Annotated in this window: 20 protein-coding genes and 3 pseudogenes; 17 read left to right on the top strand and 6 right to left on the bottom strand. The window is 59.2% G+C overall.

Going from position 1 to position 24,593, the window contains the following annotated elements; all coding sequences use genetic code 11:
- Positions 1-359: 359 nt before the first annotated feature.
- On the top strand, positions 360-824 hold the full coding sequence (locus tag AWT75_RS09740; protein ID WP_062789017.1) for an acyl-CoA thioesterase: 465 nt from the start codon (positions 360-362) through the stop codon (positions 822-824).
- On the opposite strand, the gene mnmC is transcribed toward AWT75_RS09740, so the two are convergent.
- Both mnmC and mnmH read right to left on the bottom strand, forming a co-directional pair.
- Positions 792-2,768, bottom strand: a complete 1,977-nt coding sequence (gene mnmC / locus AWT75_RS09735) for a bifunctional tRNA (5-methylaminomethyl-2-thiouridine)(34)-methyltransferase MnmC2/FAD-dependent 5-carboxymethylaminomethyl-2-thiouridine(34) oxidoreductase MnmC1 (protein ID WP_062789016.1) — start codon at positions 2,766-2,768, stop codon at positions 792-794. The genes AWT75_RS09740 and mnmC overlap by 33 nt on opposite strands.
- A 132-nt stretch (positions 2,769-2,900) precedes the next feature.
- The gene (gene mnmH, locus AWT75_RS09730) at positions 2,901-3,941 is read right to left on the bottom strand and encodes a tRNA 2-selenouridine(34) synthase MnmH (protein WP_062789015.1); all 1,041 of its coding nucleotides are present in this window, start codon (positions 3,939-3,941) and stop codon (positions 2,901-2,903) included.
- Positions 3,942-3,960: 19 nt separating this feature from the next.
- Here mnmH and selD point away from each other — a divergent pair.
- The 7 genes and pseudogenes from selD (at position 3,961) to AWT75_RS09700 (ending at position 12,109) form a co-directional block, all read left to right on the top strand.
- Positions 3,961-5,000 (top strand): annotated as a pseudogene (gene selD, locus AWT75_RS23820) (selenide, water dikinase SelD).
- A gap of 339 nt (positions 5,001-5,339) precedes the next feature.
- Complete coding sequence (locus AWT75_RS09720) at positions 5,340-7,358, top strand: methyl-accepting chemotaxis protein (protein WP_062789014.1); 2,019 nt, start codon at positions 5,340-5,342, stop codon at positions 7,356-7,358.
- Between the two features lie 223 nt (positions 7,359-7,581).
- On the top strand, positions 7,582-10,161 hold the full coding sequence (gene clpB, locus AWT75_RS09715) for an ATP-dependent chaperone ClpB (RefSeq protein ID WP_045848041.1): 2,580 nt from the start codon (positions 7,582-7,584) through the stop codon (positions 10,159-10,161).
- Between the two features lie 180 nt (positions 10,162-10,341).
- Complete coding sequence (locus AWT75_RS09710) at positions 10,342-10,818, top strand: CDGSH iron-sulfur domain-containing protein (RefSeq protein ID WP_082696034.1); 477 nt, start codon at positions 10,342-10,344, stop codon at positions 10,816-10,818.
- Positions 10,819-10,885: 67 nt separating this feature from the next.
- Positions 10,886-11,032, top strand: coding sequence for a CDGSH iron-sulfur domain-containing protein (locus AWT75_RS23815; protein ID WP_420835420.1), 147 nt, complete (start codon positions 10,886-10,888; stop codon positions 11,030-11,032).
- A 167-nt stretch (positions 11,033-11,199) separates the two neighbouring features.
- Entirely contained in the window at positions 11,200-11,700 is a 501-nt protein-coding gene (locus AWT75_RS09705; protein WP_062789013.1) for a DUF2867 domain-containing protein, read from the top strand.
- Positions 11,701-11,734: 34 nt separating this feature from the next.
- Positions 11,735-12,109 (top strand): cupin domain-containing protein, encoded by a 375-nt coding sequence (locus AWT75_RS09700; RefSeq protein WP_062789012.1) that lies wholly within the window; start codon positions 11,735-11,737, stop codon positions 12,107-12,109.
- Positions 12,110-12,185: 76 nt separating this feature from the next.
- On the opposite strand, the gene AWT75_RS09695 is transcribed toward AWT75_RS09700, so the two are convergent.
- Complete coding sequence (locus tag AWT75_RS09695; RefSeq protein WP_062789011.1) at positions 12,186-12,470, bottom strand: hypothetical protein; 285 nt, start codon at positions 12,468-12,470, stop codon at positions 12,186-12,188.
- Positions 12,471-12,765: 295 nt separating this feature from the next.
- On the opposite strand from AWT75_RS09695, the gene AWT75_RS09690 reads away from it, so the two are divergent.
- The gene (locus AWT75_RS09690; RefSeq protein WP_045848045.1) at positions 12,766-13,974 is read left to right on the top strand and encodes an amino acid aminotransferase; all 1,209 of its coding nucleotides are present in this window, start codon (positions 12,766-12,768) and stop codon (positions 13,972-13,974) included.
- An 80-nt stretch (positions 13,975-14,054) separates the two neighbouring features.
- Here the strand turns inward: AWT75_RS09690 and AWT75_RS09685 are convergent, their stop codons facing one another.
- The 3 genes and pseudogenes from AWT75_RS09685 to AWT75_RS23490 all read right to left on the bottom strand — a co-directional run bounded on the left by AWT75_RS09685 (position 14,055) and on the right by AWT75_RS23490 (position 17,095).
- Positions 14,055-14,606 carry a hypothetical protein gene (locus AWT75_RS09685; RefSeq protein ID WP_153013288.1) on the bottom strand — a complete coding sequence of 184 codons (552 nt, stop codon included), beginning with the start codon at positions 14,604-14,606 and terminating at the stop codon, positions 14,055-14,057.
- Positions 14,607-14,694: 88 nt separating this feature from the next.
- On the bottom strand, positions 14,695-15,183 hold the full coding sequence (locus tag AWT75_RS09680) for a C40 family peptidase (protein WP_239689531.1): 489 nt from the start codon (positions 15,181-15,183) through the stop codon (positions 14,695-14,697).
- Positions 15,180-17,095: pseudogene (locus AWT75_RS23490) on the bottom strand (ATP-binding cassette domain-containing protein). The gene AWT75_RS09680 and the pseudogene AWT75_RS23490 overlap by 4 nt, the downstream one beginning before the upstream one ends.
- Before the next feature lie 109 nt (positions 17,096-17,204).
- Between AWT75_RS23490 and AWT75_RS09670 the strand changes: the two are divergent.
- From AWT75_RS09670 to AWT75_RS09635, 8 genes and pseudogenes are all read left to right on the top strand, one after another.
- Positions 17,205-17,561 (top strand): hypothetical protein, encoded by a 357-nt coding sequence (locus tag AWT75_RS09670; RefSeq protein WP_045848075.1) that lies wholly within the window; start codon positions 17,205-17,207, stop codon positions 17,559-17,561.
- A gap of 8 nt (positions 17,562-17,569) precedes the next feature.
- Positions 17,570-18,031: a protein YgfX gene (locus AWT75_RS09665; RefSeq protein ID WP_062789009.1), complete on the top strand. Its 462-nt coding sequence runs from the start codon at positions 17,570-17,572 to the stop codon at positions 18,029-18,031.
- Positions 18,031-19,295, top strand: a pseudogene (folC, locus tag AWT75_RS09660) (bifunctional tetrahydrofolate synthase/dihydrofolate synthase). The gene AWT75_RS09665 and the pseudogene folC overlap by 1 nt, the downstream one beginning before the upstream one ends.
- Before the next feature lie 7 nt (positions 19,296-19,302).
- Positions 19,303-20,226: an SPOR domain-containing protein gene (locus tag AWT75_RS09655; RefSeq protein ID WP_062789008.1), complete on the top strand. Its 924-nt coding sequence runs from the start codon at positions 19,303-19,305 to the stop codon at positions 20,224-20,226.
- 6 nt (positions 20,227-20,232) lie between these two features.
- Positions 20,233-20,727 carry a CvpA family protein gene (locus AWT75_RS09650; protein ID WP_062789007.1) on the top strand — a complete coding sequence of 165 codons (495 nt, stop codon included), beginning with the start codon at positions 20,233-20,235 and terminating at the stop codon, positions 20,725-20,727.
- A gap of 112 nt (positions 20,728-20,839) precedes the next feature.
- Positions 20,840-22,372: an amidophosphoribosyltransferase gene (gene purF, locus AWT75_RS09645; protein WP_045848051.1), complete on the top strand. Its 1,533-nt coding sequence runs from the start codon at positions 20,840-20,842 to the stop codon at positions 22,370-22,372.
- Positions 22,373-22,555: 183 nt separating this feature from the next.
- Positions 22,556-23,740 carry an O-succinylhomoserine sulfhydrylase gene (locus AWT75_RS09640; RefSeq protein WP_062789006.1) on the top strand — a complete coding sequence of 395 codons (1,185 nt, stop codon included), beginning with the start codon at positions 22,556-22,558 and terminating at the stop codon, positions 23,738-23,740.
- A gap of 206 nt (positions 23,741-23,946) precedes the next feature.
- Positions 23,947-24,588 carry a TetR/AcrR family transcriptional regulator gene (locus AWT75_RS09635; RefSeq protein WP_045848053.1) on the top strand — a complete coding sequence of 214 codons (642 nt, stop codon included), beginning with the start codon at positions 23,947-23,949 and terminating at the stop codon, positions 24,586-24,588.
- Positions 24,589-24,593: the final 5 nt, after the last annotated feature.

Below are 24,593 nucleotides of genomic sequence, written 5' to 3'. Positions count from 1 at the left end.
CCGGCAATGGCTGATTACTGAATGAGATGAACAGGGCCGCCATTTGCGGCCCTTTTGCTTTGTGGCTGGCTGGTGTGCTGCTGGATGGCAGCCGCAGGAAAAAAACGAGCCCCGGCCTTGGGGGACGGGGCTCCAGCTTGCACCTTCGCTCAGGAGCTGTCAGTCAGGTGGGCCGGGGGAACCGATCACCTGACTGACAGCCATGTTCCTGCACTACACAAGTTGTAGAGCAGGAACAGGCTGATTATGCGCAAGCCGTACTGGCTCTCAGTAGCATCATTGCATGGTTTTTTTGTGACGGATTTTGACGGCTGGCGTTATGATGCAGCACAGCATGACGTTAAGGTAAGGAGAACATATTGGAAAAAACCTACCCGGTCATTGACCGCCAGACCATCACCATGCGCTGGGGTGACATGGATGCGGTTGGCCATCTCAACAATACTTATTACTTCCGCTATCTGGAGCAAATCCGCCTGAACTGGCTGGAGTCCATGGGGCACAGCATCAATCCCCAGGGCAGGGGGCCGGTTCTGGCCAGCACCTCCTGCACCTTCCGCAAGCAACTGACCTACCCGGCCACGGTGGAAATCACCATCGAGCTGGAAAAGCTGGGTCGCAGCAGCTTGCAGTTGCGCCATCATTTCTACCGGCAGGGTGACCCGCACACCGTGTATGCCTATGGCGACGTCACCCTGGTGTGGGTGGACTACCAGGCCGGGGTGCCGGTAGCCATTCCGGATGACATCCGCCAGGTGATTGAACAAGCGGTGGCCCGCCAGGCTGAAGGCTCAGCCCTGCTTGCGGATCAGTCGGCGCAGTAAAAAGCGGCTGGGGTGCACGGCCTGCATCAGGTCCACCGGTAGCGGGGCGGCTTCGCCTTCCAGATAGGCAGCAATGATTTCGCCGGACAGCGGGGCGGTGATCATGCCGCGCGAGCCATGGGCGGCATTCACATACAGGCCGGGAATATACGGTGCTGCTTGTGTCAGTGGCAGCGTGGCATCGTTGGCCAGTGCGCTGTAGCAGTTGGCAAAGTCCTGCCGGTTCACCACCGGGCCGATGATGGGGAGGTAGTCCGGGCTGGTGCAGCGGTAGGCGGCGCGGCCACCCAGTTGCTCCGCGCTCAGGGTATCGGCCTGCAAGGCCTGGTGCAGGGCAGGTGCCAGTCCTGCCAGCATGTCCAGGTTTTCCGCATGTTCGTCTGTCGTGACATCAAGATTGTCTGCGTCAAACTTGAAGCTGGCACCCACGCAGTGTTGCTGATGGCGTGCCGGTGAAACATAGCCTTCACCGCACAGCACGGTTTGCAAGGCGGCACTCTCGGCGGTCACCGGCAGGGTGCTTACCTGGCCACGGATCGCCTTGAGCGGCAAATGGCTGGTGCTGTCGAAGGCGGTGGTATCGGCGGCGGTACATAGCACCACCACACTGCCCATGGCCAGCGGGCCTTGTTCGCTGCTGGCCAGCCAGCTCTGCTCGACCGGGTTGTAATCCAGCTCGATGACGGTATGGCTGGTCCGCAGCTGGATATTGGGGTGGGCGCACAAGGCTTGCACCAGGCTGGGTGGATTCAGCCAGCCACCTTGCGGGAAAAACAGCCCGCCGGATGGCAGCGCAATGCCGGCAATCCGGCTGGCTTCTTCACTATCCACCAAGTGCAGCAAGGAGCTTGGCAGCCCGGCTTGCGCCAGCCGGGACTGGCGTTCGGCCTCCTTGCTGTCGTGCGCCAGTTGCAGCACGCCGCAGGCTTGCCAGCTGTCTTCGCCCTGCGGCAAATGCTGGTGCAGGCAGCGCAAGGAATAGGCATAGCCTGCCAGAACCAGACGGGTAAGCGGGGTGAAGTGCGGCGACAGCTTGGTGTAAAGCACGCCTTGCGGGTTGCCGGACGCTGCCTGGGCCAGTGCGGGCAGGCGTTCAATCAGGGTCACTTGCCAGCCACGTATGGCCAGGCTGTGGGCGGTGGCTGCCCCGGCAATACCGCCTCCCACCACGATGGCGCTGCGTTCTTGTTGCGCGACTGTCGCGGGACGGGCATACCAGGGGGCTGACCATGCTCTGGCTGGCGGCGTCAGCAGTTCGCCACAGCTCATTTCACGTTTCTGGCCATGCCCGGCTACCTTGCGCACCGCAAACCCGGCTTCTTTCAGGCCGCGGCGCACGAAACCGGCACTGGTAAAGGTGGCAAAACTGGCACCCGGCGCAGACAGGCGTGCCATCTGGGCAAACAGGGCGGGTTGCCACATGTCCGGGTTTTTGGATGGCGCAAAACCGTCCAGAAACCAGGCGTCGATGCGGGCATCCAGCTGCGGCAGGGTTTCCAGCACATCGCCAATCAGCAGGGTCAGCATGATGCGCCCCTGTTCCAGCACAAAGCGGTGCCAGCCGCCGGTCAGCACATCGTATTGCTGTAACAGCTGTTCCGCCTGTGCTGCCAGTTCCGGCCACAAGGCCAGCGCCTGTTGCAGGTCTGCCCGGCTCAGCGGATAGCGCTCCGTGCTGATGAAGTGCAGGCGGGCGGTGTCCGGTGCGTGCTGCAGAAAGTGCTGCCAGGCACACAGGAAATTCAGGCCGGTGCCAAAGCCGGTTTCCCCGATGCAGAACTGTCCCTGGGCCGGCATGGTGCCAAAGCGCTCTTCCAGCTGGTTGTGCCGGATGAAGACGTGACGGGTTTCGTCCAGGCCACTGCTGCGGGAAAAATAGACATCACCAAAGGCGACCGAAACGGGCTGGCCATCCAGCCAGTCGAGTTGTGCGTGTGAACTCATGCCAAACAAGGAAGAAGGAGCGCGGGAAGGGGCCTATTCTACCCCTTTCACCGGCTGGGCACCCGTGTGATGAACCGGCAGCCGCAATGCGACCGGGCAAATGCTGTTAATCCGGGGCAGTGCACACCCTGCTTAACCGGGCAGGCGGGCGGCCAGCGCATCCAGTGCATCGGCCTGCAGGCTGTCCGGCTTGAGTAGCACTGCCTGTTGCAGCCGGTGGTAATGCCTGTGCATGGAGCGGGTGTAGAGCGGGTCGTAATGCTGTTCCAGCAATTGTTCCACCAGTGCGGCATAGTCGCCGTGGCTGATCATGGCCTGCCATTGTTGCAGTTGCTCACGCGAATGCACGGCCTTGAGAAAACCCAGCTGCGTTTCCAGTCTTTCCGGCTCGCTGACATAAAACGGGTAGTCCTCCAGCAAGAAGCGCACCCGTTCGGGCCGTGCCACCTGCAACTGCAGGCAGTCGCTGTCGTGCATGCGGGCAAACAGACTGTCCGGCAGGGTGATCTGGCCAATCTTGCGGCTTTCGGCCTCTATGTATACCGGCCGCGCCGGGTCCAGCCGCAGCATGGCCTGGTGCAGCTGGGTGTCGAACCATTTTTGCGTCGGCTGTGCCTGATCGGGCAGCTTGCCCAATACCGAACCCCGGTGGCGGGCCAGACCTTCCAGATCCAGCACCTGTTTGCCGGCACGGTGCAGTGCATCCAGCAGCCGGCTTTTGCCGGAACCGGTCGGGCCGCAAATCACTTGCAAGTCCAACTGTGCAGGCAGGCTGGCGAGGTCGGCCAGCACTTGCAGGCGGTATTGCTTGTAACCCCCATCCAGTTGGTGAGCCGCCCAGCCGATCTGGCTGAAGATGATGACCATCGACGCCGAGCGCTGACCGCCGCGCCAGCAATAAATCAGCGGTTTCCAGTGCTTGGGCCGGTCGTGAAACTGCTGTTGCAGGTGACGGGCGATATTTTGCGCCACCAGTGCTGCCCCCAGCTTGCGCGCTTCAAACGGGCTCACCTGTTTGTACAGCGTGCCTACCTGAATCCGCTCTGCGTCATCCAGCACCGGGCAGTTGATGGCACCCGGCAGATGATCCTCGGCGAACTCGCCGGGCGAGCGCACGTCGATGATCTCGTCAAACTGCGCCAGCTGTGCTAGCGTCGCGACCTTGAAGTGCATAGGGAAGGTGGTCCTGAAGATGGCTGAAATCAAACTTACGCAATTGTCTCATGGTGGTGGCTGCGGCTGCAAAATCGCACCGGCGGTGCTGGAGTCCATCCTGTCCACCGCCAGGGAAAAAATGGTGTTCCCGCAACTGCTGGTCGGCACCGAGACCAGTGATGATGCGGCGGTGTATCGTTTGAATGACGAGCAGGCTATTGTGGCGACCACCGACTTCTTCATGCCCATTGTGGATGACGCCTTCGACTTTGGCCGCATTGCCGCCACCAATGCGCTGTCGGACATCTACGCCATGGGAGGCACACCCATCATGGCACTGGCCATTGTCGGCATGCCGGTGAATGTGTTGCCGGTGGAAACCATCCGCGCCATTCTGGATGGTGGTCAGGCCGTGTGCGCGGACGCGGGAATCCCGATTGCCGGTGGCCACTCCATCGACTCGCCGGAACCCATTTACGGCCTGGTGGCGCTGGGACTGGTGCATCCGGACAAGCTCAAGCGCAATAGCGATGCCGCGCGGGAGATGTGCTGATTCTGGGCAAGGGCCTGGGCGTCGGCATTCTGGCGCAAGCCATGAAAAAGGGCGTGCTGGACGAAGCAGGCTATCAGGCGCTGATTGCCTCCACCACGCAGTTGAACAAGGTGGGGAGCACGCTGGCGCAACTGCCCGGCGTGCATGCGCTGACCGATGTCACCGGTTTTGGCCTGCTGGGGCACTTGCTGGAAATCTGCAAGGGCTCCGGCCTGCAAGCGCAGCTGGAGATGGCACGGATTCCGGTGATCCGCGAAGCACAGGCCTTTGCCGAGCAGGGCTACGGACCGGGCGCCATCGAACGCAATCAGGCCAGTTTTGATCAGGCTGTCGATTATGCCGACAGCGTGCCGCAGTGGCAGCGTCGCCTGCTGGCCGATCCGCAAACCAGTGGCGGCTTGCTGGTGTCGGTGGCAGCAGAGCAGGCCAATGCCGTGCTGGCCGCTTTCCATGACCAGGGTTTCGGCTATGCAAGCGTGATTGGCAGGCTGGAGGCCGGCGCTGCCCGCATCCGTGTTGACTGAATGGACTGATACCGTTCAAACCACAGCAAACCCGACGCACTGTCGGGTTTTTTATTGTCCGCTTGCCGTTGATGATGCTGTCACACCCCCACTGCGGAAAAGCAGGCTATGCTGCTGAATGAGGCTTTAAGCTGACTGAATGTACAGGTCTTGCTGGCGTTGTTCTTGCTTGATCAGCAATGGCAAGAGCGTGGGTTCGCATTGACAACTGCATGTTTCTCGCGCATTTTTCTTGTTCGCTGATATAAAGCCAGTATTTCAAAAAGATACTGAATTATAAATAAACAATCCTGTAAAACAGGTGCGGCAGTGTAGAGGGTGAAGCTGATGAAGCGAGGCATGAGCATTGGGTCGCGGCTGGTAACGACCCAGGTAGTCCTGATGGTGGTGGTGGCAATGGCCCTGATGTTGCCACTCTATGTGTTCACCGGACGGGTGATGCAAGAGCGGACGGAAAAGGTACAGGCGCAGCTGCTGACGCAGTCGCTCAACATGATTGATGCCTTCAACGAATCCCTCAAGATCACCACCCGGCAGTTCGAGAAAGTCCTGCTGGGCGAAATCGGTGGCGCATTCTCCCTTAACCCGGCCAGCCGCATCGACGTGGCCGGTACCTCGACGCCAGCACTGGTGTTGGGCAGTACGCCGGTCAATGGCAACAACGATATTGTCGACCGCTTTTCCTCCAAGACCGGTAATGTCGCCACCCTGTTTGTAAAGGACGGTAACGAGTTTGTCCGTGTTGCTACCTCGGTATTGAAAGAAGACGGCGGGCGCGCACTGGGTAGCAAGCTCGATCACGCCAGCCCGGCTTATGCCCAGTTGATGAATGGCGAGAACTATTCCGGCCGGGTGGACCTGTATGGTCGTGACTACATCACCAGTTACAGCCCCATCAAGGATGCTGCGCAGAATGTCATTGGCGCCACCTTTGTCGGCGTGGGCGCCACCGAAGGCATTGCCGGTTTGCTGGTGCGTCTGTCCAAGGTGAAGCTGGCCGAAAGCGGTCATGTCGACATCATCGACGTCAACAAGACATCCAGAACCTACGGGCAATATGTGCTGCATCCCAAATTGTCCGGTCGGGCCGTCAGCAAGGACCTTGATGCCAACGGCCAGGCCTATGCCAACGAGCTGATGGCAGCCGGTCAGGGCAATCTCAACGTCAAGCTGCCCGGTGATGCCGGTGTGGCCGAACACATGCTGTCCTATGCCACATACAAACCCTGGGGTTGGATGATCGTTAGCAATGAAACCCGTAGCGAGCTGGAAAAGGAAAACCGCCAGCTGCTGCTGTGGCTGGCTGGTGGTGCAGCCTTGCTGCTGACCATTCTGGCGCTGGCCCTGCTGCTGTTTACCCGTCGTCTGGTGGCAAGACCGGTGCAGCAATTGGTGGCTGACGTAGGCAATATCCGCGATAGCCGTGACCTGACCCGGCGGCTGGCCATCAACCGCAAGGATGAAGTAGGGCAGGTGGCCGATGCCATGAACAGCCTGCTGGACAGCTTCCAGCAGGCACTCAACCGCACCAGCTCCCATGCGGTGGACCTTGACCACGCCGCACAGGATTTGTCCGACAAGGCTGGAGCCGCTGCTGCCAGCTCGGGTGAACAGCGCCAGAGTGCGCAGGCCATGTCCGAGCAAACCGGCATGCTGATTGCCGGTGTGGCGCAAATCGAAAAAGTGGCCGGCGAAGCCAGTGACGCCGCCCGCGCATCCAGTGCGGCAGCCATGGAAGGCAGCCAGAGCCTGGTGGCCGCGGTGGATGGCGTCAGCCAGATTTCCGCCACCCTGGCCGGTGCGGCCGACAGCCTGAAAATGCTGGAGAGCAGCGCGCAGCAGATTACCGCCATCGTCAACGTGATTCACGATATTGCCGATCAGACCAATTTGCTGGCACTGAATGCCGCCATCGAAGCGGCGCGTGCCGGGGAGATGGGGCGCGGCTTTGCCGTGGTGGCCGACGAAGTGCGCAAGCTGGCCGAGCGCACCAGTGTGTCTACCCAGGAAATCAGCGGGATGATCAGCAAGATCCAGGATGCGACCGAAGGCGCGGTCAAATCCATGCGCCAATCGGTGGTGCAGGCGTCCGAAGGCGCGGCCATTACCTCGGCCGCCCGTCAGGCAATCGGCTCCATCGTGGAAGACTCGCGTCGCGCGATGGAAGTGGTGGAAAACATCAACCGCGAACTGTCGCAACAGCGTGACATCGTGGAGCAGATGGCCGAGCGGGTGAATTCGGTGGCCCGGCAGGCCGAAGCCAGCAACGATGCGGCCGAACGCTCGGCAGAAACGGCACGCCATATGGCGGGTCTGGCCGATGCCCTGAAGGAAGAAGTCCGCGCCTTCCGTACCTGATTTCTGCGCGCACTGCTATAGAAAAAGCCGGATAAACCATCCGGCTTTTTCTATTGTTATCGCGATGGCCGTTAGCCATGAGAAAAAAACATACCATGCCTTGTGGCGCTGAAATCTGCCCGCATATGCAGTGTCAGATGGCTGCACCTTCTGGTCGGGCAGGGTGTGTGGCATGCGTGAATATTGCAAACAGAGCGTTATCTTGTTTGAAGGGAGCTTTTTGATGAGATTCGAAAAACTGACGACAAAATTCCAGCAGGCCCTGGGCGACGCACAAAGCATGGCGCTGGCTGAAGACAATGCCTATATCGAGGCGCAACACCTGCTGCTGACCATGATGGATGACAACGACAGCGGTATCGGCGGCCTGCTGGCCCGTGCCGGTGTCAATGTGCCGGGCTTGAAACTGGCACTTAAAAGCGCCATCCAGCGCCTGCCGAAAGTGCAGGGCACCAATGGTGAAATCACTGTCTCGCGCGAGCTGGGCAACCTGCTCAATGTCACCGACAAGATCGCCACCAAGCAGGGGGATGAATACATCTCCAGCGAGTCCTTCCTGTCCGCCCTGTCGCAGGACAAGGGTGAAACCGGCCGCCTGCTGAAAGAACATGGTGGTAATCACAACGCCATTCAGGCTGCCATCCAGGCGGTGCGTGGCGGCCAGACCGTGGGCAGTCAGGACGCGGAAAGCCAGCGCGAGGCACTGAAAAAGTACACCACCGACCTGACCGAGCGCGCCCGTAACGGCAAGCTGGACCCGGTGATTGGCCGCGATGACGAAATCCGCCGCGCCATTCAGGTGCTGCTGCGCCGTACCAAGAACAACCCGGTGCTGATTGGCGAACCCGGCGTGGGCAAGACCGCCATTGTCGAGGGACTGGCCCAGCGCATCGTCAACGGCGAAGTGCCGGACAGCCTGAAGAACAAACGGCTGCTGGTGCTGGACCTGGCAGCGCTGATTGCCGGTGCCAAGTTCCGTGGCGAATTCGAAGAACGCCTGAAAGCAGTGCTGAATGATTTGTCCAAGGACGACGGCCAGACGCTGATCTTCATCGACGAAATCCACACCCTGGTAGGGGCGGGCAAGGCCGATGGTGCGATGGATGCCGGCAATATGCTCAAACCGGCGCTGGCGCGTGGCGAGCTGCACTGCATTGGTGCCACCACGCTGGACGAGTACCGCAAGTACATCGAAAAGGATGCCGCACTGGAGCGCCGCTTCCAGAAGGTGCTGGTGAATGAGCCGACGGTGGAAGACACCATCGCCATTCTGCGTGGTCTGCAGGAGAAGTATGAAATCCACCACGGTGTGGACATTACCGACCCGGCTATCGTCGCGGCAGCCGAGCTGTCCAACCGCTATATCACTGATCGCTTCCTGCCGGACAAGGCCATCGACCTGATCGACGAAGCCGCCAGCCGCATCAAGATGGAACTGGACTCCAAGCCGGAAGCCATGGACAAGCTGGACCGCCGCCTGATCCAGCTGAAAATCGAACGTGAAGCGGTCAACAAGGAAACCGACGAGGCCAGCCAGAAGCGTCTGCAGTTGATTGAAGACGAAATCCAGCGTCTACAGCGTGAATACGCCGACATGGAGGAAATCTGGAAGGCAGAGAAAGCCGCGGCGCAAGGCAGTCAGTCCATCAAGGAGGAAATCGACCGCCTGAAGGTGGACATGGAAGACCTCAAGCGCAAGGGCGACTGGCAAAAACTGGCCGAGCTGCAATATGGCAAGCTGCCGCAGCTGGAAGCCCAGCTGCGTGAAGCCGAAGCAGCTGATGCCGGCGCGGACAACAAGCCCAACCGCTTGCTGCGTACCCAGGTAGGTGCCGAGGAAATTGCCGAAGTCATCAGCCGGGCTACGGGTATTCCGGTGTCGAAAATGCTGACCGGCGAGCGGGAAAAACTGCTGCGCATGGAAGAAGTGCTGCACCAGCGCGTGGTGGGGCAGGACGAAGCAGTGCGCGCAGTGGCCGATGCCATCCGTCGTTCGCGTTCCGGTCTGGCCGACCCCAACAAGCCCTATGGTTCCTTCCTGTTCCTCGGGCCGACCGGCGTGGGCAAGACCGAGCTGTGCAAGACGCTGGCCGGTTTCATGTTCGACAGCGAAGAGCATCTGATCCGCATCGACATGTCCGAATACATGGAAAAGCACTCGGTGGCGCGGCTGATTGGCGCACCTCCCGGCTATGTCGGCTATGAGGAGGGTGGTTATCTGACCGAGCAAGTACGCCGCAAACCGTATAGCGTCATTTTGCTGGACGAGGTGGAAAAAGCGCATCCGGATGTGTTCAACATCCTGCTGCAAGTGCTGGATGACGGCCGCCTGACCGATGGCCAGGGCCGCACCGTGGACTTCAAAAACACCGTGGTGGTGATGACTTCCAATATGGGCAGCCAGCAAATCCAGGCCATGGCAACGGATGACTATCAGGTGATCAAGCTGGCGGTGATGGCCGAGGTGAAAACCCACTTCCGCCCCGAGTTCATCAACCGTATCGACGAGGTAGTGGTGTTCCACGGTCTGGACGAGAAGAACATCAAGGCCATTGCCCGTATCCAGCTCAAGGGTCTGGAAGCACGTCTGGCCAAGTTGGAGCTGAATTTGCAAATCAGCGAAGACGCCTTGTCGCTGCTGTCGGAAGAAGGCTTCGATCCGGTCTATGGCGCACGTCCGCTCAAGCGTGCCATCCAGAACGAGCTGGAAAACCCGCTGGCCAAGGCCATCCTGGCCGGCAAGTATCCGCCCAAGGCCACCATCATGGTGGAAGCACGCGACGGTCAACTGGTGTTTGCCTGACTGGAAAACACCTGCTGCTAAAAGCCGACCTGGCAGGTCGGCTTTTTTTATTGCATTTGGCGACTTCCGGCAGATCCATCGGAAAAGTCACTGCGCCACCTGTGATAAGCCCCAGTTACCGTACCAACAGACAGTCACATAATGCGGCAAGGTTAGCTCAATAGCGCACAGGAGCAGGCAATGAAAGCATTGAAAATTACTGTTTTGGCCAATGGACCCTATCGCGTGGTGGGTGCCAGGCAAATCGCCCAACTGTTCATTCAGCCAAACGCACAAGGCTTGTCCTGGAGCTATCGCGAAGGCAAAGCATTTCCATTGCAGGAAGAAGGCAGCTTGTTGTGCCGGTGTGGTCATTCTGCCAACAAGCCCTACTGTGATGGCAGCCACCAGCCCACCGGTTTCGATGGTCGGGTAGAAGCGACCCGCGCAGACTATTTCCAGCAAGCACAGTTGCAAGAGGGACCGGTCGCTGCTTTGTCCGATGCCGAAAAGCTCTGTGCCTTTGCTCGCTTTTGCGATGCGGGTGGCCAGATCTGGAATCTGGTGGAGCAGACAGATGCACAGTCGATTGCCTTGGCGGTGCGTGAGGCGGAGTACTGCCCGGCCGGTCGCCTGAAGGTGTGGGATATCCAGTCGCAAAAGCAAATCAGCAAATAGAGAGCCTGATACCCAGGCTCTCTATTTGCTGGAAGACCCGAAGCTGCACTGTTCGGCTGCCTTGTGGGTGAAAGCAGCGGATGCGCTGGATGTCGAGGGCGACAAGCCCTATCCGGTACGGGAGCGTATGACCTTATGCCGCTGCGGGGCTTCTGCTAACAAGCCGTTTTGTGACGGCTCGCATGCGTCCATCAAGTGGCAAGACGGGCTTTGAATGTTGCCTGGCTTTGCCGGCAGGCTTGGAAAGAGGCAAACCAGGCCTGCGAGATGGGATTCAAGTTGATTGCGGCACCGATAACACTCGCTACTAGGTAGTTTCAGGCATGGAGCAGCGGACACAAGCCACGGGATAATCAGCTTTTCGTCCCAGGAAAACCATTTATGCCGGACTCCCTGCCACAGGCTGCGCATTACCCGTTTCGCGACATGCATCAGGCACATTGCCGAGGGGCCGACCTTGGCGCAGCACAACTGCTGACGGCTTTTTCCACTGCTGCACCAGGCTGGGCTGGCACCCTGATGGCATGGCGTAACCGGCTGGTGGCACGCTTTGGCCTCAAGACCGGCCCCATGCAGCAGGCCGGAACCTTGTCTTTGCAACCGGGCGGCCATATCGGCATGTTCCGCATCATGCACCTTGGCCCGCAACTGGCGGTGCTGGGTGAGGATGACCGTCATCTGGATTTCCGCATTCTGCTGTCAGTCAGCCCCGAGGCTGGTGGCAGCCGCCTGCAGGTTGAAACCTGGGTACGGCCACATCACTGGGGTGGCTGGCTGTATCTGGCGCTGGTGCTGCCTGTGCACTGGCTGCTGAGCAAGCTGATGTTGCGCCGTATGGCACAGCGGCTGGGTGAGTCTGGCTCCAGCGGGCAGCTACGGTGATAATGGTGTTTTTCGTTTGCAGGAAACAAGCCGCATGCCCGCCATCACCCATTTTTCCCAGACAGTGACACCCGTAGCCGACCAGCCCCGTCCGGATCGACTGCTGGCCGGGAATCCGCAGCGTCATACCTGGACTCACTACGAAACCGCCGACGAGGCGCTCAGTTGTGGTATCTGGGCCTGCGAGACCGGTGCCTGGCGCATTCAGTTTGCCGATAACAAGCACGAATTCTTCTGCGTGATCGAAGGACTGGTGCGCCTGCATGATGAAGCCGGGACAGTGGTGGAAGTGAAGCCTGGCGAAGCGGCGGTGATCCCGGCAGGTTTCACCGGCGTGTTCGAGGTAGTGCAGCCGGTGCGCAAATATTTTGTGGTGGGGCAGACTCCGGTTGCACCGTCTCATGGCTGATGCGTCTGGCTGAAAACAGTCAAGCAAAAGGGCGACGCGGGTCGTCCTTTCTTGTCTGCCCACGCACCACGCCGTTTCAGCTGCGCAGCGGGTCTTCCGCATCATCCATGGGTTGTACCGGTGGCGGTGTAAAGCCGTTAATGTCGCGGGAGGACTTTTCCAGTACCAGCACAATGGCAGTATTGAGCGCACCAAAAGCCCAGCTGATCAGGAAAAATACCGAGTAGGCCGACAGCTTGTCGGCAAACAGGGCATTGCCGTGCAGGGTTAACTCGGCGGGGTCGAAAATCGAGAAAAACACGCTGGTAGCCAGCGCGGCGATCAGAAAAGACGGCCAGAACAGCAGAATGCCTTTTCTCATGGTCAGAACTCCTCATCATGCGTTTGTATTTGCATTGAGACTAGACCTTGGCGTGCAAGGTTCAAGAAGGTTCAAGTCAGGGGCATGGATGCCGTGTCCGAGCGGTGGATTGTATGCAATGTCCTGTCAGACACAAATGCGCTGGCAGCTTGTTGTTTTGTCGGCTTTGCAGCGCAGCAAGCCCGCAGATGGTGGTAAACTTTGTCCCGGACAAAGATTTTCATCAATCAGCCGTGGCCTGCTGCATTGTCAGCGCCCGGTTGCGGCTGTTCTGCAAAGCAAATGGAGCCCCTGCATGACCTCTTCGATCTTCGCCGCGGTGGAATTGGCCCCGCGCGACCCGATTCTTGGCCTGAACGAAGCTTTCAACGCCGATACCCGTCCCTTCAAGGTGAATCTGGGTGTGGGTGTTTACAGCGACGACAATGGCAAGATCCCGCTGCTGGCTGCCGTCAAGGCCGCGGAAAAGGCCCGCGTTGATGCGCTGCTGCCGCGTGGCTATCAGCCGATCGAAGGCCCGGCCGCTTACGACAGCGCTGTGCAAAACCTGCTGTTCGGTGCTGACAGCGCGCTGATCAGCAATGGTCAGGTAGTGACTGCCCAGGCGCTGGGCGGTACTGGTGCCCTGAAGATTGGTGCCGACTTCCTGAAACGCCTGAATCCGGAATCCAAGGTTTACATCAGCAACCCGTCGTGGGAAAACCACCGCGCGCTGTTTGAATCCGCCGGTTTCACCGTGGAAAACTACCCCTACTACGACGCAGCGACCCGTGGCGTTGACTTTGCTGGCATGAAGTCCTTCCTGCAAGGTCTGGCTGCCGGTTCCGTCATCGTGCTGCATGCCTGCTGCCACAACCCGACCGGTGCCGACCTGTCCGACGCCCAGTGGGCTGAAGTGGTGGAAGTGTGCCGTGCCCAGGGTCTGGTTCCTTTCCTGGATATGGCTTACCAGGGTTTTGCCGACGGTATCGATGCTGACGCCGTTGCCGTGCGCCTGTTCTCGGCTTCCGGCCTGCAATTCTTCGTGTCCAGCTCCTTCTCCAAGAGCTTCTCGCTGTACGGCGAGCGTGTTGGCGCCCTGTCCATCGTGACTGCCAGCAAGGAAGAAACCGGCCGTGTGCTGTCGCAACTGAAGCGCGTGATCCGTACCAACTACTCCAACCCGCCGATCCACGGTGCTGCCATTGTGGCTGCCGTGCTGTCCAGCCCGGAACTGCGTCAGCAGTGGGAAGACGAACTGGCCGGCATGCGTGACCGCATCCGCGCCATGCGTACCGGTCTGGTTGACGCCATCAAGGCACAGGGTGTTGAGCAGGACTTCTCCTTCGTGGCGCAGCAACGCGGCATGTTCTCCTACACCGGCCTGACTGCAGCGCAAGTGGAAGTGCTGAAGAGCGAATTCGGCATTTACGCCGTATCCACCGGCCGTATCTGCCTGGCCGCGCTGAACAGCAAGAACCTGCCGTATGTGGCTGAAGCCATCGCCAAGGTAGTCAAGGGCTGATTGATTTCACCCTGACGCGAACAACCCCGCTACGGCGGGGTTTTTTATTGCGCCAGATGTTTCGGCATGCGTTTCGTTTTTCAGTCTGCTGGAGCCGGTGAGCGGCCAAGGCGTATGCGCAGCAGGCCGGGGCTGGTCTCGATGGCCTTGATGGTCAGGCGCGCAGCCAACGGTTTGCCCAGCAGTGGGTAGTCCAGCCATTGTTGCAGCGCCGGCAAGCGGGTGAGGTCGATAATGGCAACATCCTGCTCCAGGTTCAGCCAGTCCAGTGGCTTGGCCAGCTGTTGCAGCGCCTTGTGGCCGAATGCGCCTTCCATCACGCCCAGCAGCAGTCCGCCCAACAAGCGGCGTGTGGTGGAGGGGGATATGGCCTCGCCCTGCACGTGATAGCGCAGTCGTATTTGCCGGCTATCCCAGTCGATGGGGAGGAAGTCGAAGTGCAGGGTCAGCCTGGCGGCAAGCGGCTGCTGTGATGTCAGATGCAGGGTGCTGTCCCGGCTGAGCAGTGACAGGCCGTCAATCTGTAGCGCATCACCATTCAATGCCTGCTGCAACTTGCGCAGCAGCCAGTCTTCTTGCAGGGAGACGCCATCCCGGTGCAGGGTGGGTCTTTGCTGCCAGCTCCGGATCAAGCGGCTTTGCCAGTGATGATCCATGTTCAGGCAAACAGGGTACGCGCCCCTTCGAAGCGGGCGGAGAAATAGCTGTTGTCCAGCCGGTCTACCCGGATGCGCTATTGGTGCGCGGGGCATGCACGAATTTGTTGTCGCCAATGTAAATGCCCATGTGGGAGAAGGAGCGGTTCATGGTGTTGAAGAACACCAGGTCACCTACCTGCATCTGGCTGTTGCTGACGGGGCGCGCCAGGCTGGCGATCTGGGCGGCATTGTGCGGCAGCTTCACTCCCACCGCATTCAGGTAGATGTAGCTGACCATGCCGCTGCAATCCAGCCCGGCTTCCGGGTTGGCACCACCGAACTTGTAGTCCAGATCCAGCAGCCCCAGGGTGTACATGAGGATTTCCCGGCCCGCGCCATCTGCCTTCAGGGCAGACAGCGTTTTGTCCTGTGATGGATAGGGGCGCACGTGGCTGGTCTTCTTCGGCGGTGTGCCGCAGCCGCTCAGCCACAAAGCCAGCGTGCCCAGCATGGCACCGCCCAAAAGGCGGCGGCGTTGCGGGGAGGGCAGGGTGGGCCGGGTTTTACTCATGATTGTTTTGCCTCCAGTTCTTCCCAGCGGGCCAGCTTTTCCAGCAGCAATTCGTCGATGGCTTCAATGCGCTGCTGCCAGGCAATGGCTTCCTTGGGGGTGTCGCGATAGCAGTTCGGGTCCAGCAGTTGCTGGTTCAGTGTGGCTTGTTCCTGTTCCAGAGCGGCAATCTCGTCCGGCAGTGCGGCCAGCTCGCGGGTTTCATTATAAGAAAGCTTGCGATTGCTCCGCTGCTTCTCCGGCTTGGCCGGGGTGGCCGGCTTGCTGGCTGTCGTGGTGGTCTTGCTGGCTACTGTTCCCATGGCTGCCATGCGCGCCTTGGTGTCGATCCAGTCCTGATAGCCACCCGGGTATTCTTCCAGCTGACCATTGCCTTCAAAGGCAATCACCTGGGTAACCACATTGTCGAGGAAAGCCCGGTCGTGGCTGACCAGAAACACCGTGCCGCTGTATTGAGCAATCACGTCTTCCAGAAGTTCCAGCGTGTCGATGTCCAGGTCGTTGGTGGGTTCATCCAGTACCAGTACATTGGCCGGACGGGTGAACAGGCGGGCCAGCAACAGGCGGTTACGTTCGCCACCAGACAGCGAGCGCACCGGGCTGCGCGCACGTTGCGGCGAGAACAGAAAGTCTTCCAGGTAACTCATCACATGCTTTTTCACCCCGCCGATTTCGACGAAGTCATTGCCCTGGCTGATGATGTCGGCCACGCTGGTGTCGTCGTCCAGCTGTTCGCGGAACTGGTCGAAGTAGGCAATCTCCAGCTTGCTGCCTTGCTTGATGCTGCCGCTGTCCGCTTCCAGCTGACCCAGGATCAGCTTGAGCAAGGTGGTCTTGCCAGCACCATTGGGGCCGATCAGGCCGATCTTGTCACCGCGCAGGATGCGGGTGGTGAAGTCCTTGATCAGGGTGCGGCCTTCAAAACCCTTGCTGACATGTTCCAGCTCGGCCACCAGTTTGCCCGAGCGCTCGCCGGCATCCAGCTGGAAATTGACCTGTCCCACGCGTTCGCGCCGGGCGCTGCGTTCGCGGCGGATGGCTTCCAGACGGCGGACACGGCCTTCGTTACGAGTACGGCGTGCCTCGATGCCCTTGCGGATCCACACTTCTTCCTGCGCATGGAATTTGTCAAAAATGCGGTTCTGCTCTTCCTCGATGGCGATTTCTTCGGTCTTGCGTACCTGGTAGGCGGTGAAGCTGCCCGGATAGCTGCGCAGGATGCCACGGTCCAGTTCCACAATGCGGGTGGCGACATTGTCCAGAAAGCGCGGTCGTGGGTGATCAGCAGTACGCTGCCGCTGAAGTTCTTCAGCAAGCCTTCCAGCCATTCGATGGCAGCAACATCCAGATGGTTGGTCGGTTCGTCCAGCAGCAGCACGTCCGGCTTGGCCGCCAGTGCACGGGCCAGTGCCACGCGTTTTTTCCAGCCACCGGACAATTCGCGGATCAGGGTGTCGGCTTGCAGGTCCAGGTGGGAGAGGGTGGTGGAGATCAGCGCATCAAACTGCCAGCCATCACGTGCTTCCAGTGCGTGTTGCAGCGTTTCCATGCATGCCAGCGCGGTTTCATGATCGGCATCCGGCTGGGTCAGTTGCTGGGTAACCTGATGGTATTCGCTGAGCAAGGCTTTCAATTCGCCCAGTCCGCTGGCAACCGCGTCAAAAACGGTGTCGTCCGGGTTGAGTTCCGGCTCTTGTGCCACGTAGGCCACGCGCACATCGCCCTTGATGTTGATGCGCCCGTCGTCCAGCGTGATGGCGCCCGCAATGCCCTTGAGCAAGGACGACTTGCCGGCACCATTGCGGCCAATCAGGCCAACCACTTCGCCCGGCTCCAGCGCGAAATCGACATTATCCAGCAAAGCGTGATGGCCAAAAGCCAGGCAGGCCTTTTCAACAGAAATCAATGACATTGCAGCATCTTGTAATCAGGGTTCAATGGCCGCAATTGTAGCATGCGGCGTGCTGGCCCTTGCGGACTTGGGTTACAATGCGCGCCAACTCGGAATGGAAAGGAATGCCATGTATTTTGTTGACCGCTCGGTTGCCGTAATCAAACCCAAACAGCCATTTCTGGACTGGCTGAATGCCGTGCCCGGCAACGATATGGTGGATTTGACCCTGGACAGCCTGCGCAGTGACTGCACGGTGATCCTGTTGCCGGAGTTCAATGAGCCGGAAGAGGCGGTTGCCCATATCGATGAACAGTACGAACAATTGTTCAAGATTGAAGTGGCGTCCTGGTATGACGACGAAGACCTGTGGCCCAAGGACATGTCGCTCAAGGCCTTCTGGGAATGGTTTGATGTGGAAATCCACTCTACCGTACTGGACACGGTAGAGGGTGATATCAGCAACAGCCCGGCAGGTGAGCTGTAAGCCATTTCATGCACAAGGCCCGCTTGCTGCCGCCCTTTGCGCTGCAATTACGTCCGTCCCGCATCTTCTTGCTTTTGGTGTTGTGCGTGCTGGCCTTGTCTGCTGTCTTGTTGATGCTTTATCAGCCGCGCATGTGGGCACTGCTGCCCTGTCAGTTTCTGCTGGGGTGGCTTGCCTTGCGTGCCAACGGCTGGGGAAATCCTAACAGGGTGCGGCGTATCGAAGTGGATGCCCATGGCCGCATGCAGTGCTTGCAAGGCGACCGCACTGTTGAAGTGCAGTTGCGCGACGACTGTTTTGTGTCTCCCTTGTTTGTCATCGTCAATGTGACGGCCGCAGGCCGTCGTCACAGTTGTCTGCTGTTGCCGGATAGTGCCGATCAGGAAGCACTGCGGCAATTGCGGGTCTATCTGCTGTGGTTCCATCCGGAAGCAGAGCGGCTTACACCTGCTGTTTTGGAAAATCCATGATGCAAAGAACTACGCTGAACGAATGGTTGCAATGGCTGGAAGGCCTGCATGTCACCACCATAGACATGGGTCTGGAACGGGTACGCAAAGTGTGGCATGCCATGCAGGTGCAGCCTGCTTTTCCGGTCATCATGGTGGCCGGGACCAATGGCAAGGGTTCGGTGTGTGCCATGCTCTCCACCATGTATCAGCGTGCCGGTTTCAAGGTGGGCTGTTATACCTCGCCGCACATCCAGCACTATAACGAGCGGGTGGCGATCGACCTCAAACCAGTGAGTGATGAGCGCATCATCAAGAGTTTTGTGGCTATCGATGCGGCGCGTGGTGATACTTCGCTGACCTATTTCGAGTTCGGCACCCTGGGTGCCATGCACAGCTTTATCGAAGAAAAAGTCGATGTGGCCATCATGGAAGTTGGCCTGGGTGGACGTCTGGACGCGGTGAACATCTTTGAGCCGGATGTGTCGGTGGTGGTGAGTGTGGATATCGACCACGCTGCCATTCTGGGTGACAACCGCGAGGATATCGGCTTCGAGAAAGCCGGCATCTACCGACCAGGCAAGCCTGCCATCTGCGCGGACCCGCAGCCGCCGCAGCGCCTGCTGGATCATGCCGCGGCCATCGGTGCCGACCTCAAACTGCTGGGTCGCGATTACAGCTATAGCCGCATGGACAATCAATGGTCCTTCCAGATGGGTAGTGCACGTCGCCATGCCTTGCCCATGCCTGCGCTGCGTGGTGGCTACCAGCTGGGCAATGCCGCAGCTGCATTGGCAGTGCTCGACTGCCTGCATGAGCGCCTGCCGGTCGGTATTGGTGCGCTCAAGCAAGGTCTGGTCGAAGTGGAATGGCCCGGTCGTTTCCAGGTATTGCCGGGCGGCCGGTGGTGGTGCTGGATGTCGGTCACAACCCGCATGCGGTCAAGGCCATGGTGGCCAGCCTGCGCCAGTTGCCGTTTGCCGAAAACCGTTACGCAGTATTTTCCATGCTGGCGGACAAGGACCTGGCTGCCGTGGCCGAACTGGCCAAGGATGAATTCGATGGCTGGTTCGTGGCTGGCCTTGATATGCCACGCGGGCAGAGCGGCACCGGTATTGCCGCGCAACTGAATGCGCTGGGCATCGGCAAGGTGCGCGCCTTCGAAGATGTTGCGTCTGCCTGGCAAGCTGCCTTATCGGCAGCGGGCGAGAATGATAGAATTACCGTTTTTGGCTCTTTCCACACTGTTGCCGAGGTGCTGGAAGCCCGTCGGCAACGCACTTGAGGATGGCATGGCACTGTCTGCCCACGATGAACTGATTTTGTTGCGCAAGCGTGCCCGGCGTCGCCTGGTTGGTGCGGTTGTGCTGGTGACGGTATCCACGGGCGTCCTGTGGAATGTGGTTGGTCATCTGCCGGATCAGCAAATGCGCCCGGAGTCGGTGGAGATCGCCAGTGAAGCTTCCGGCGCTCCGGCAGAAACTGCGTTGCCCCCGGCCGTGCATGTGGCCAGTGCTTCTGCACCTGCTGTTGGCAAGCCGGTGGCATCGGCTCCGGCCCTGGCCAGTGCGTCTGCTCCGGTTGCCAAAACTGCCGGCACCCAGCTGCCGGCAGATCTGAATTCCGTGGTGCCGGACAAACCTGCAGCCACCACTGCCAGTGTGGCGGCACCTGCAGCAGTTGCAGCGGTGGCAACGGTAGGTGCCATCGCCGCCGGGCAGTCCAAGGCCAAGGCGCCGGAAGGCGCCAGTCAGCCGCTGGTGCACGAGCCGCCGAAAAAGAAAGTGGCCAGCAAACCGGTGGAAGCGCGTCAGCCGGTAGTGGCTGACAGCAAGCCTGCCAAGGCGGAGAAACCCGCTCCGGCCAAGCATAAACAGCCTGACCCGGCAGCCATTTTGTCTGGTCATTTTGATGACGAACCGGCAAGCAAGCCGGCTGCTGTAAAGAAAAGTGAGTCCAAGCCGGAAAAAGTGGATAATGTCGGCAATGGCAAATCCGTGATCCAGCTGGCGGCACTGTCAGACCCGGCCAAGGCCGATGCACTCAAGAACAAGTTGTCTGCTCTTGGGGTGTCTGCCCACTTCAGCAAGGTGCAAACCAGCAAGGGTGAAGTCACCCGTGTGCGGGTTGGGCCGTTTGCCAGCCGGGCAGAAGCAGAAGCTGCACTGCGCAAGCTTTCCCAGGCTGGGGTTTCCGGCATTGTCGTGAGCAAGTAAGCAACGATGACCGTCTTTGACTACATTGTGATCGCCATCCTGCTTGGCTCCGTGCTGGTGGCCATGGTGCGCGGCCTGGTGGCCGAGGTGCTGTCGCTGGGCTCCTGGCTGCTGGCTTTCTGGTGTGCCAAGGAGTTGTCGCCACTGGTGGCAAGCTTCATGCCCAACGAATTGCCAAGCCAGGGTTTGCGTCTGGTGGCTTCTTTTGTGCTGTTGTTTTTCCTGTCGTGGCTGGCCACGGCATTATTGCGTATCACCCTGACCAGTTTGCTGGATTCGGCCGGTCTGGGTGGTCTGAACCGATTGATGGGTGCCGTGTTCGGCCTGGCTCGCGGGCTGGTGCTGGTCACGGTGCTGGTGCTGGTGGGCGGCTTGAGTGACATGCCGCGCCAGCCTATGTGGAGGAATGCGGTATTGGCCGCTCCATTCGAATCACTGGCCTTGTCATTAAGGCCCTGGCTGCCAGCCATGCTGGCAGACAATCTGCATTACACCGGTTAGTGTGATGGAACAGGCGGATTATCTTGATATCTTCACCTCAAGATTTCCGCCTTTTTCTTTGGCTGTAGGTTTTGTCTGAAAATCCTGGTAGTTGGGAAGAGAGAGTAGAGCAATGTGTGGAATTCTAGGCGTGGTAGGGCAGTCCCCCGTCAATCAGTTGTTGTATGACGGACTGCAAGTGCTGCAGCACCGTGGGCAGGATGCGGCGGGTATTGTCACCTCCAGTGGCAAGACCTTTCACATGCACAAGGGCAGCGGCATGGTGCGCGATGTATTCCGCACCCGCAATATGCGCTCCCTGATGGGCAATGCCGGTATCGCACACGTGCGCTACCCGACGGCCGGTTCTGCTTCCAGTCTGGCCGAGGCTCAGCCGTTCTATGTCAACTCGCCCTTCGGCATCGTGTTGGCGCACAACGGCAACCTGACCAATACCGACGAGTTGAAGGCGGACATGTTCCGTCACGACCTGCGTCACATCAACACCAATTCCGACTCGGAAGTCCTGCTCAACGTATTCGCCCATGAACTGGCCGAGCGTGTGGTGGGCTTTGAGTTGAGCGTGGAGGCCATCTTTGGTGCCATCGAAGCCGTGCATCGCCGTGTGCGTGGTGCTTATGCCGTGGTGGCGCTGATCGCCGGTTATGGCCTGGTGGCTTTCCGTGACCCCAATGGCATTCGCCCGCTGGTGATCGGCAGTACGCAGGGCAGTGGCAAGACCGAGTACATGTTTGCTTCTGAATCGGTTGCGCTGGACTGCTCCGGCTTCAGCACGCTGCGTGATGTCGAGCCGGGTGAGGGTGTGTTTGTCAGCTTCGATGGTGATTTCCACGCCCGTCAGTGTGCCAAGGAAGTCCGCCACGCGCCCTGTCTGTTCGAATATGTCTACTTTGCCCGCCCGGATTCGGTGATTGACGGTGCTTCGGTTTATCAGGCACGTATCGTGATGGGTGAGAAGCTGGGCGAGAAGATCCGCCGTGTGCTGCCGGAGCTGGACATCGACGTAGTCATGCCGATTCCGGATACCAGCCGCCCAAGTGCCTTGGCACTGGCCAACAGCCTGGGCTTGCCATACCGCGAAGGCTTCATCAAGAACCGCTATATCGGCCGCACCTTCATCATGCCGGGTCAGGCTGTGCGCAAGAAATCGGTTCGCCAGAAGCTCAACCCGGTTGCCTGCGAATTCAAGGATCGCAATGTACTGCTGGTGGATGACTCCATCGTGCGTGGTACCACGTCCAAGGAAATCGTGCAGATGGCGCGTGATGCTGGTGCCAAGAAAGTGTACTTTGCTTCCGCAGCACCGGCGGTCCGCTTCCCCAATGTTTACGGTATCGACATGCCGACCCGTGCCGAGCTGCTGGCCACCGGTCGCACCGAACTGGAAATTGCGGCAGAAATCGGCGCAGATGCGGTGATTTACCAGGACCTGTCGGCCTTGCAAGAAGCAGTGCATTCGGTGAATCCGAAGCTGCATGAGTTCGAAACTTCCTGCTTTGACGGCAAATACATCACCGGTGATATCACGGCGGCTTATCTGGATGCCATCGAGTGTGCCCGCGGTGCCGACAAGAAAGAGGAAAATCCGGTCAGCACCCAGATGATTGATTTGAACCTGAATGTGGCAGAGCAAAACCTGATGTAAGTCAGGCGCAGAAAAACCGGCTTCGGCCGGTTTTTTCATGGTGGCGCGGGCATGCTGCCGATGGCTGACATCGTTATGCTGCAATTTCATTTAGATAACGGGTACTGATCAGGCAAGATAGCCTGCACAAGACGGTGGCAAGCCATGGTGGCTTGTTCCCGGCAACAAGATTCGAGAATCATCATGTCAGTCGAAAATAATCCGCAACAATATCATCCTGAAACACTGGCAATACGTGGCGGCCGTGAAAGCAGTGAATATCGCGAACACAGCCAGGCCCTGCATCTGACTTCCAGCTTCTGTTACGAGTCGGCAGAGCAGGCTGCTGCCATGTTCATGGGTGAAATCGAAGGTTATACCTATTCCCGCTTCACCAACCCCACCGTCACGGCCTTCCAGCAGCGACTGGCGTTGATGGAAGGTGGTGAGCGCGCCATCGCCACGGCTACCGGTATGGCGGCCATACAGGCCATCATGATGAGCCTGCTCAAGGCAGGTGATCACATAGTCTCCTCGCAAAGCCTGTTCGGTTCCACCACCAATCTGTTTACCGGGCTGCTGGCAAAATTCGGCGTGGAAACCACCTTTGTCGATGCACGCGATCTGACAGCATGGGAGGCTGCGGCCAAGCCCAACAGCAAGCTGTTTTTCCTGGAAACGCCCTCCAATCCGCTGACCGAGATTGCGGATATCGCGGCCATTGCCGACCTTGCACATCGACACAATGCCTTGCTGGTGGTGGATAACAGTTTTTGTTCGCCGGCCTTGCAGCAGCCGCTGAAGCTGGGGGCTGATCTGGTCATGCATTCCGCCACCAAATACCTGGATGGTCATGGCCGTGTGATGGGCGGCGCGGTCGTGGGCAGTGATGTGCTGGTTGAGCAGGTTTACCTGCATGTGCGCGCTGCCGGCCCGACCCTGGCCCCGTTCAATGCCTGGGTGTTGTTGTCCGGTCTGGAAACCTTGTCGCTGCGTATGGAAAAACACAGCGCCAATGCCTTGGAATTGGCGCGCTGGCTGGAGGCGCACCCTGCCATCGAACGGGTGTATTACCCGGGACTGCCCAGCCATCCGCAGCATGAGCTGGCGCAGCGTCAGCAAAATGCGGGTGGTGCGGTGGTGTCGTTTGTGGTGAAGGGTGGTCGTGCCGGGGCGTGGCGACTGGTTGATGGTGTGGAACTGATTTCACGGACTGCCAATCTTGGCGACGTAAAGAGTACAATTACCCACCCGGCATCTACCACGCATGCGCGGGTGGCCCCTGAAGTGCGGCAGAAGGCCGGCATCGAGGAAGGCCTGATCCGGGTGGCCGTGGGCCTGGAAAATGTCGAGGACCTGAAAAAGGACCTGGCGCGTGGACTTGACTAAATATTGATACCTGCGTTTCATTCAAACGAACGGCAGTCTAGACTTTAGACTGCCGTTTTCGCGATGGTGTACTGGAAATCCATCCATATTGCAAGGAGGGGGCTCTTGACACTGATCAAATTAAAACGTAAGTTTGAAACGCTTGTTCGAAAGCTGAGATGGACAAGACTAAATACCCTGCAAGTACAAAAAAGGCACAAGAGAACATGGAAGCCAGCCGCCCGGATACGGCAACACGCATTCTTGACGTTTCCGAGCGTCTGTTCGTGGAGCACGGATTCGAGGCTACCTCGCTTCGCATGATTACTCAGCAGGCCGAAGTCAACCTGGCCGCGGTGAACTATCACTTCGGCTCGAAGGATGCACTGTTTGAAGCCGTGTTCATGCGCAGGCTGGCGCCCTTGATTGCGTCCTGTCTGGCTGAACTCGACGAGCTGGAGGCAAGAGAAGAGAAGCTGTCAGTGGAAGGCTTGGTCACGACCTTCATCCGGCCGTGTCTGGCGCTGTCCAAGGACCCTGCGAGGGGCGGGGCCCTGTTTGTCAGACTTCTGTCACGCACACTGGTGGAAAACCACCGGCTGCTGCGTGAAACCATCTCACAGCAATACAGTGTGTTCGTGCAACGCTACTCGCGCGCATTTCATCATGCGCTGCCAGAGCTTGGGGTGGAGGAGCTGGCCTGGAGAATGCACTTTGCATTCAGCGTCATGTTCAACGCGTTCGCCGGAAATGATGTGCTGAAGATTTTCACACGCAGCCAGATTGTTTCCGCGCGGGATCCAGACATGATCGTGAAGTATCTTGTGCCATTTGTGGTTGCCGGGTTGGTCTCGCCTGTCAAGGGTTAGCAGGG

Source organism: Aquitalea pelogenes (assembly GCF_001515305.1).
GTDB classification, from domain to species: Bacteria; Pseudomonadota; Gammaproteobacteria; order Burkholderiales; family Chromobacteriaceae; genus Aquitalea; species Aquitalea pelogenes.
Note: the sequence above shows the minus strand (reverse complement) of the source record. Positions and strands in the feature narration are given on the sequence as shown.

Excerpts from the sequence above, each read along its gene's own strand:
- AWT75_RS09690 (WP_045848045.1), top strand. The coding sequence starts at position 12,766 with ATGACCTCTTCGATCTTCGCCGCGGTGGAATTGGCCCCGCGCGACCCG.
- AWT75_RS09700 (WP_062789012.1), top strand. The coding sequence starts at position 11,735 with ATGCCCGCCATCACCCATTTTTCCCAGACAGTGACACCCGTAGCCGAC.
- AWT75_RS09705 (WP_062789013.1), top strand. The coding sequence starts at position 11,200 with ATGCCGGACTCCCTGCCACAGGCTGCGCATTACCCGTTTCGCGACATG.
- AWT75_RS09665 (WP_062789009.1), top strand. The coding sequence starts at position 17,570 with ATGCACAAGGCCCGCTTGCTGCCGCCCTTTGCGCTGCAATTACGTCCG.
- AWT75_RS09670 (WP_045848075.1), top strand. The coding sequence starts at position 17,205 with ATGTATTTTGTTGACCGCTCGGTTGCCGTAATCAAACCCAAACAGCCA.
- purF (WP_045848051.1), top strand. The coding sequence starts at position 20,840 with ATGTGTGGAATTCTAGGCGTGGTAGGGCAGTCCCCCGTCAATCAGTTG.
- AWT75_RS09710 (WP_082696034.1), top strand. The coding sequence starts at position 10,342 with ATGAAAGCATTGAAAATTACTGTTTTGGCCAATGGACCCTATCGCGTG.
- AWT75_RS09650 (WP_062789007.1), top strand. The coding sequence starts at position 20,233 with ATGACCGTCTTTGACTACATTGTGATCGCCATCCTGCTTGGCTCCGTG.
- AWT75_RS09635 (WP_045848053.1), top strand. The coding sequence starts at position 23,947 with ATGGAAGCCAGCCGCCCGGATACGGCAACACGCATTCTTGACGTTTCC.
- AWT75_RS09680 (WP_239689531.1), bottom strand. The coding sequence starts at position 15,183 with ATGAGTAAAACCCGGCCCACCCTGCCCTCCCCGCAACGCCGCCGCCTT.
- AWT75_RS09695 (WP_062789011.1), bottom strand. The coding sequence starts at position 12,470 with ATGAGAAAAGGCATTCTGCTGTTCTGGCCGTCTTTTCTGATCGCCGCG.
- AWT75_RS09640 (WP_062789006.1), top strand. The coding sequence starts at position 22,556 with ATGTCAGTCGAAAATAATCCGCAACAATATCATCCTGAAACACTGGCA.
- AWT75_RS09720 (WP_062789014.1), top strand. The coding sequence starts at position 5,340 with ATGAGCATTGGGTCGCGGCTGGTAACGACCCAGGTAGTCCTGATGGTG.
- mnmH (WP_062789015.1), bottom strand. The coding sequence starts at position 3,941 with ATGCACTTCAAGGTCGCGACGCTAGCACAGCTGGCGCAGTTTGACGAG.
- mnmC (WP_062789016.1), bottom strand. The coding sequence starts at position 2,768 with ATGAGTTCACACGCACAACTCGACTGGCTGGATGGCCAGCCCGTTTCG.
- AWT75_RS09655 (WP_062789008.1), top strand. The coding sequence starts at position 19,303 with ATGGCACTGTCTGCCCACGATGAACTGATTTTGTTGCGCAAGCGTGCC.
- clpB (WP_045848041.1), top strand. The coding sequence starts at position 7,582 with ATGAGATTCGAAAAACTGACGACAAAATTCCAGCAGGCCCTGGGCGAC.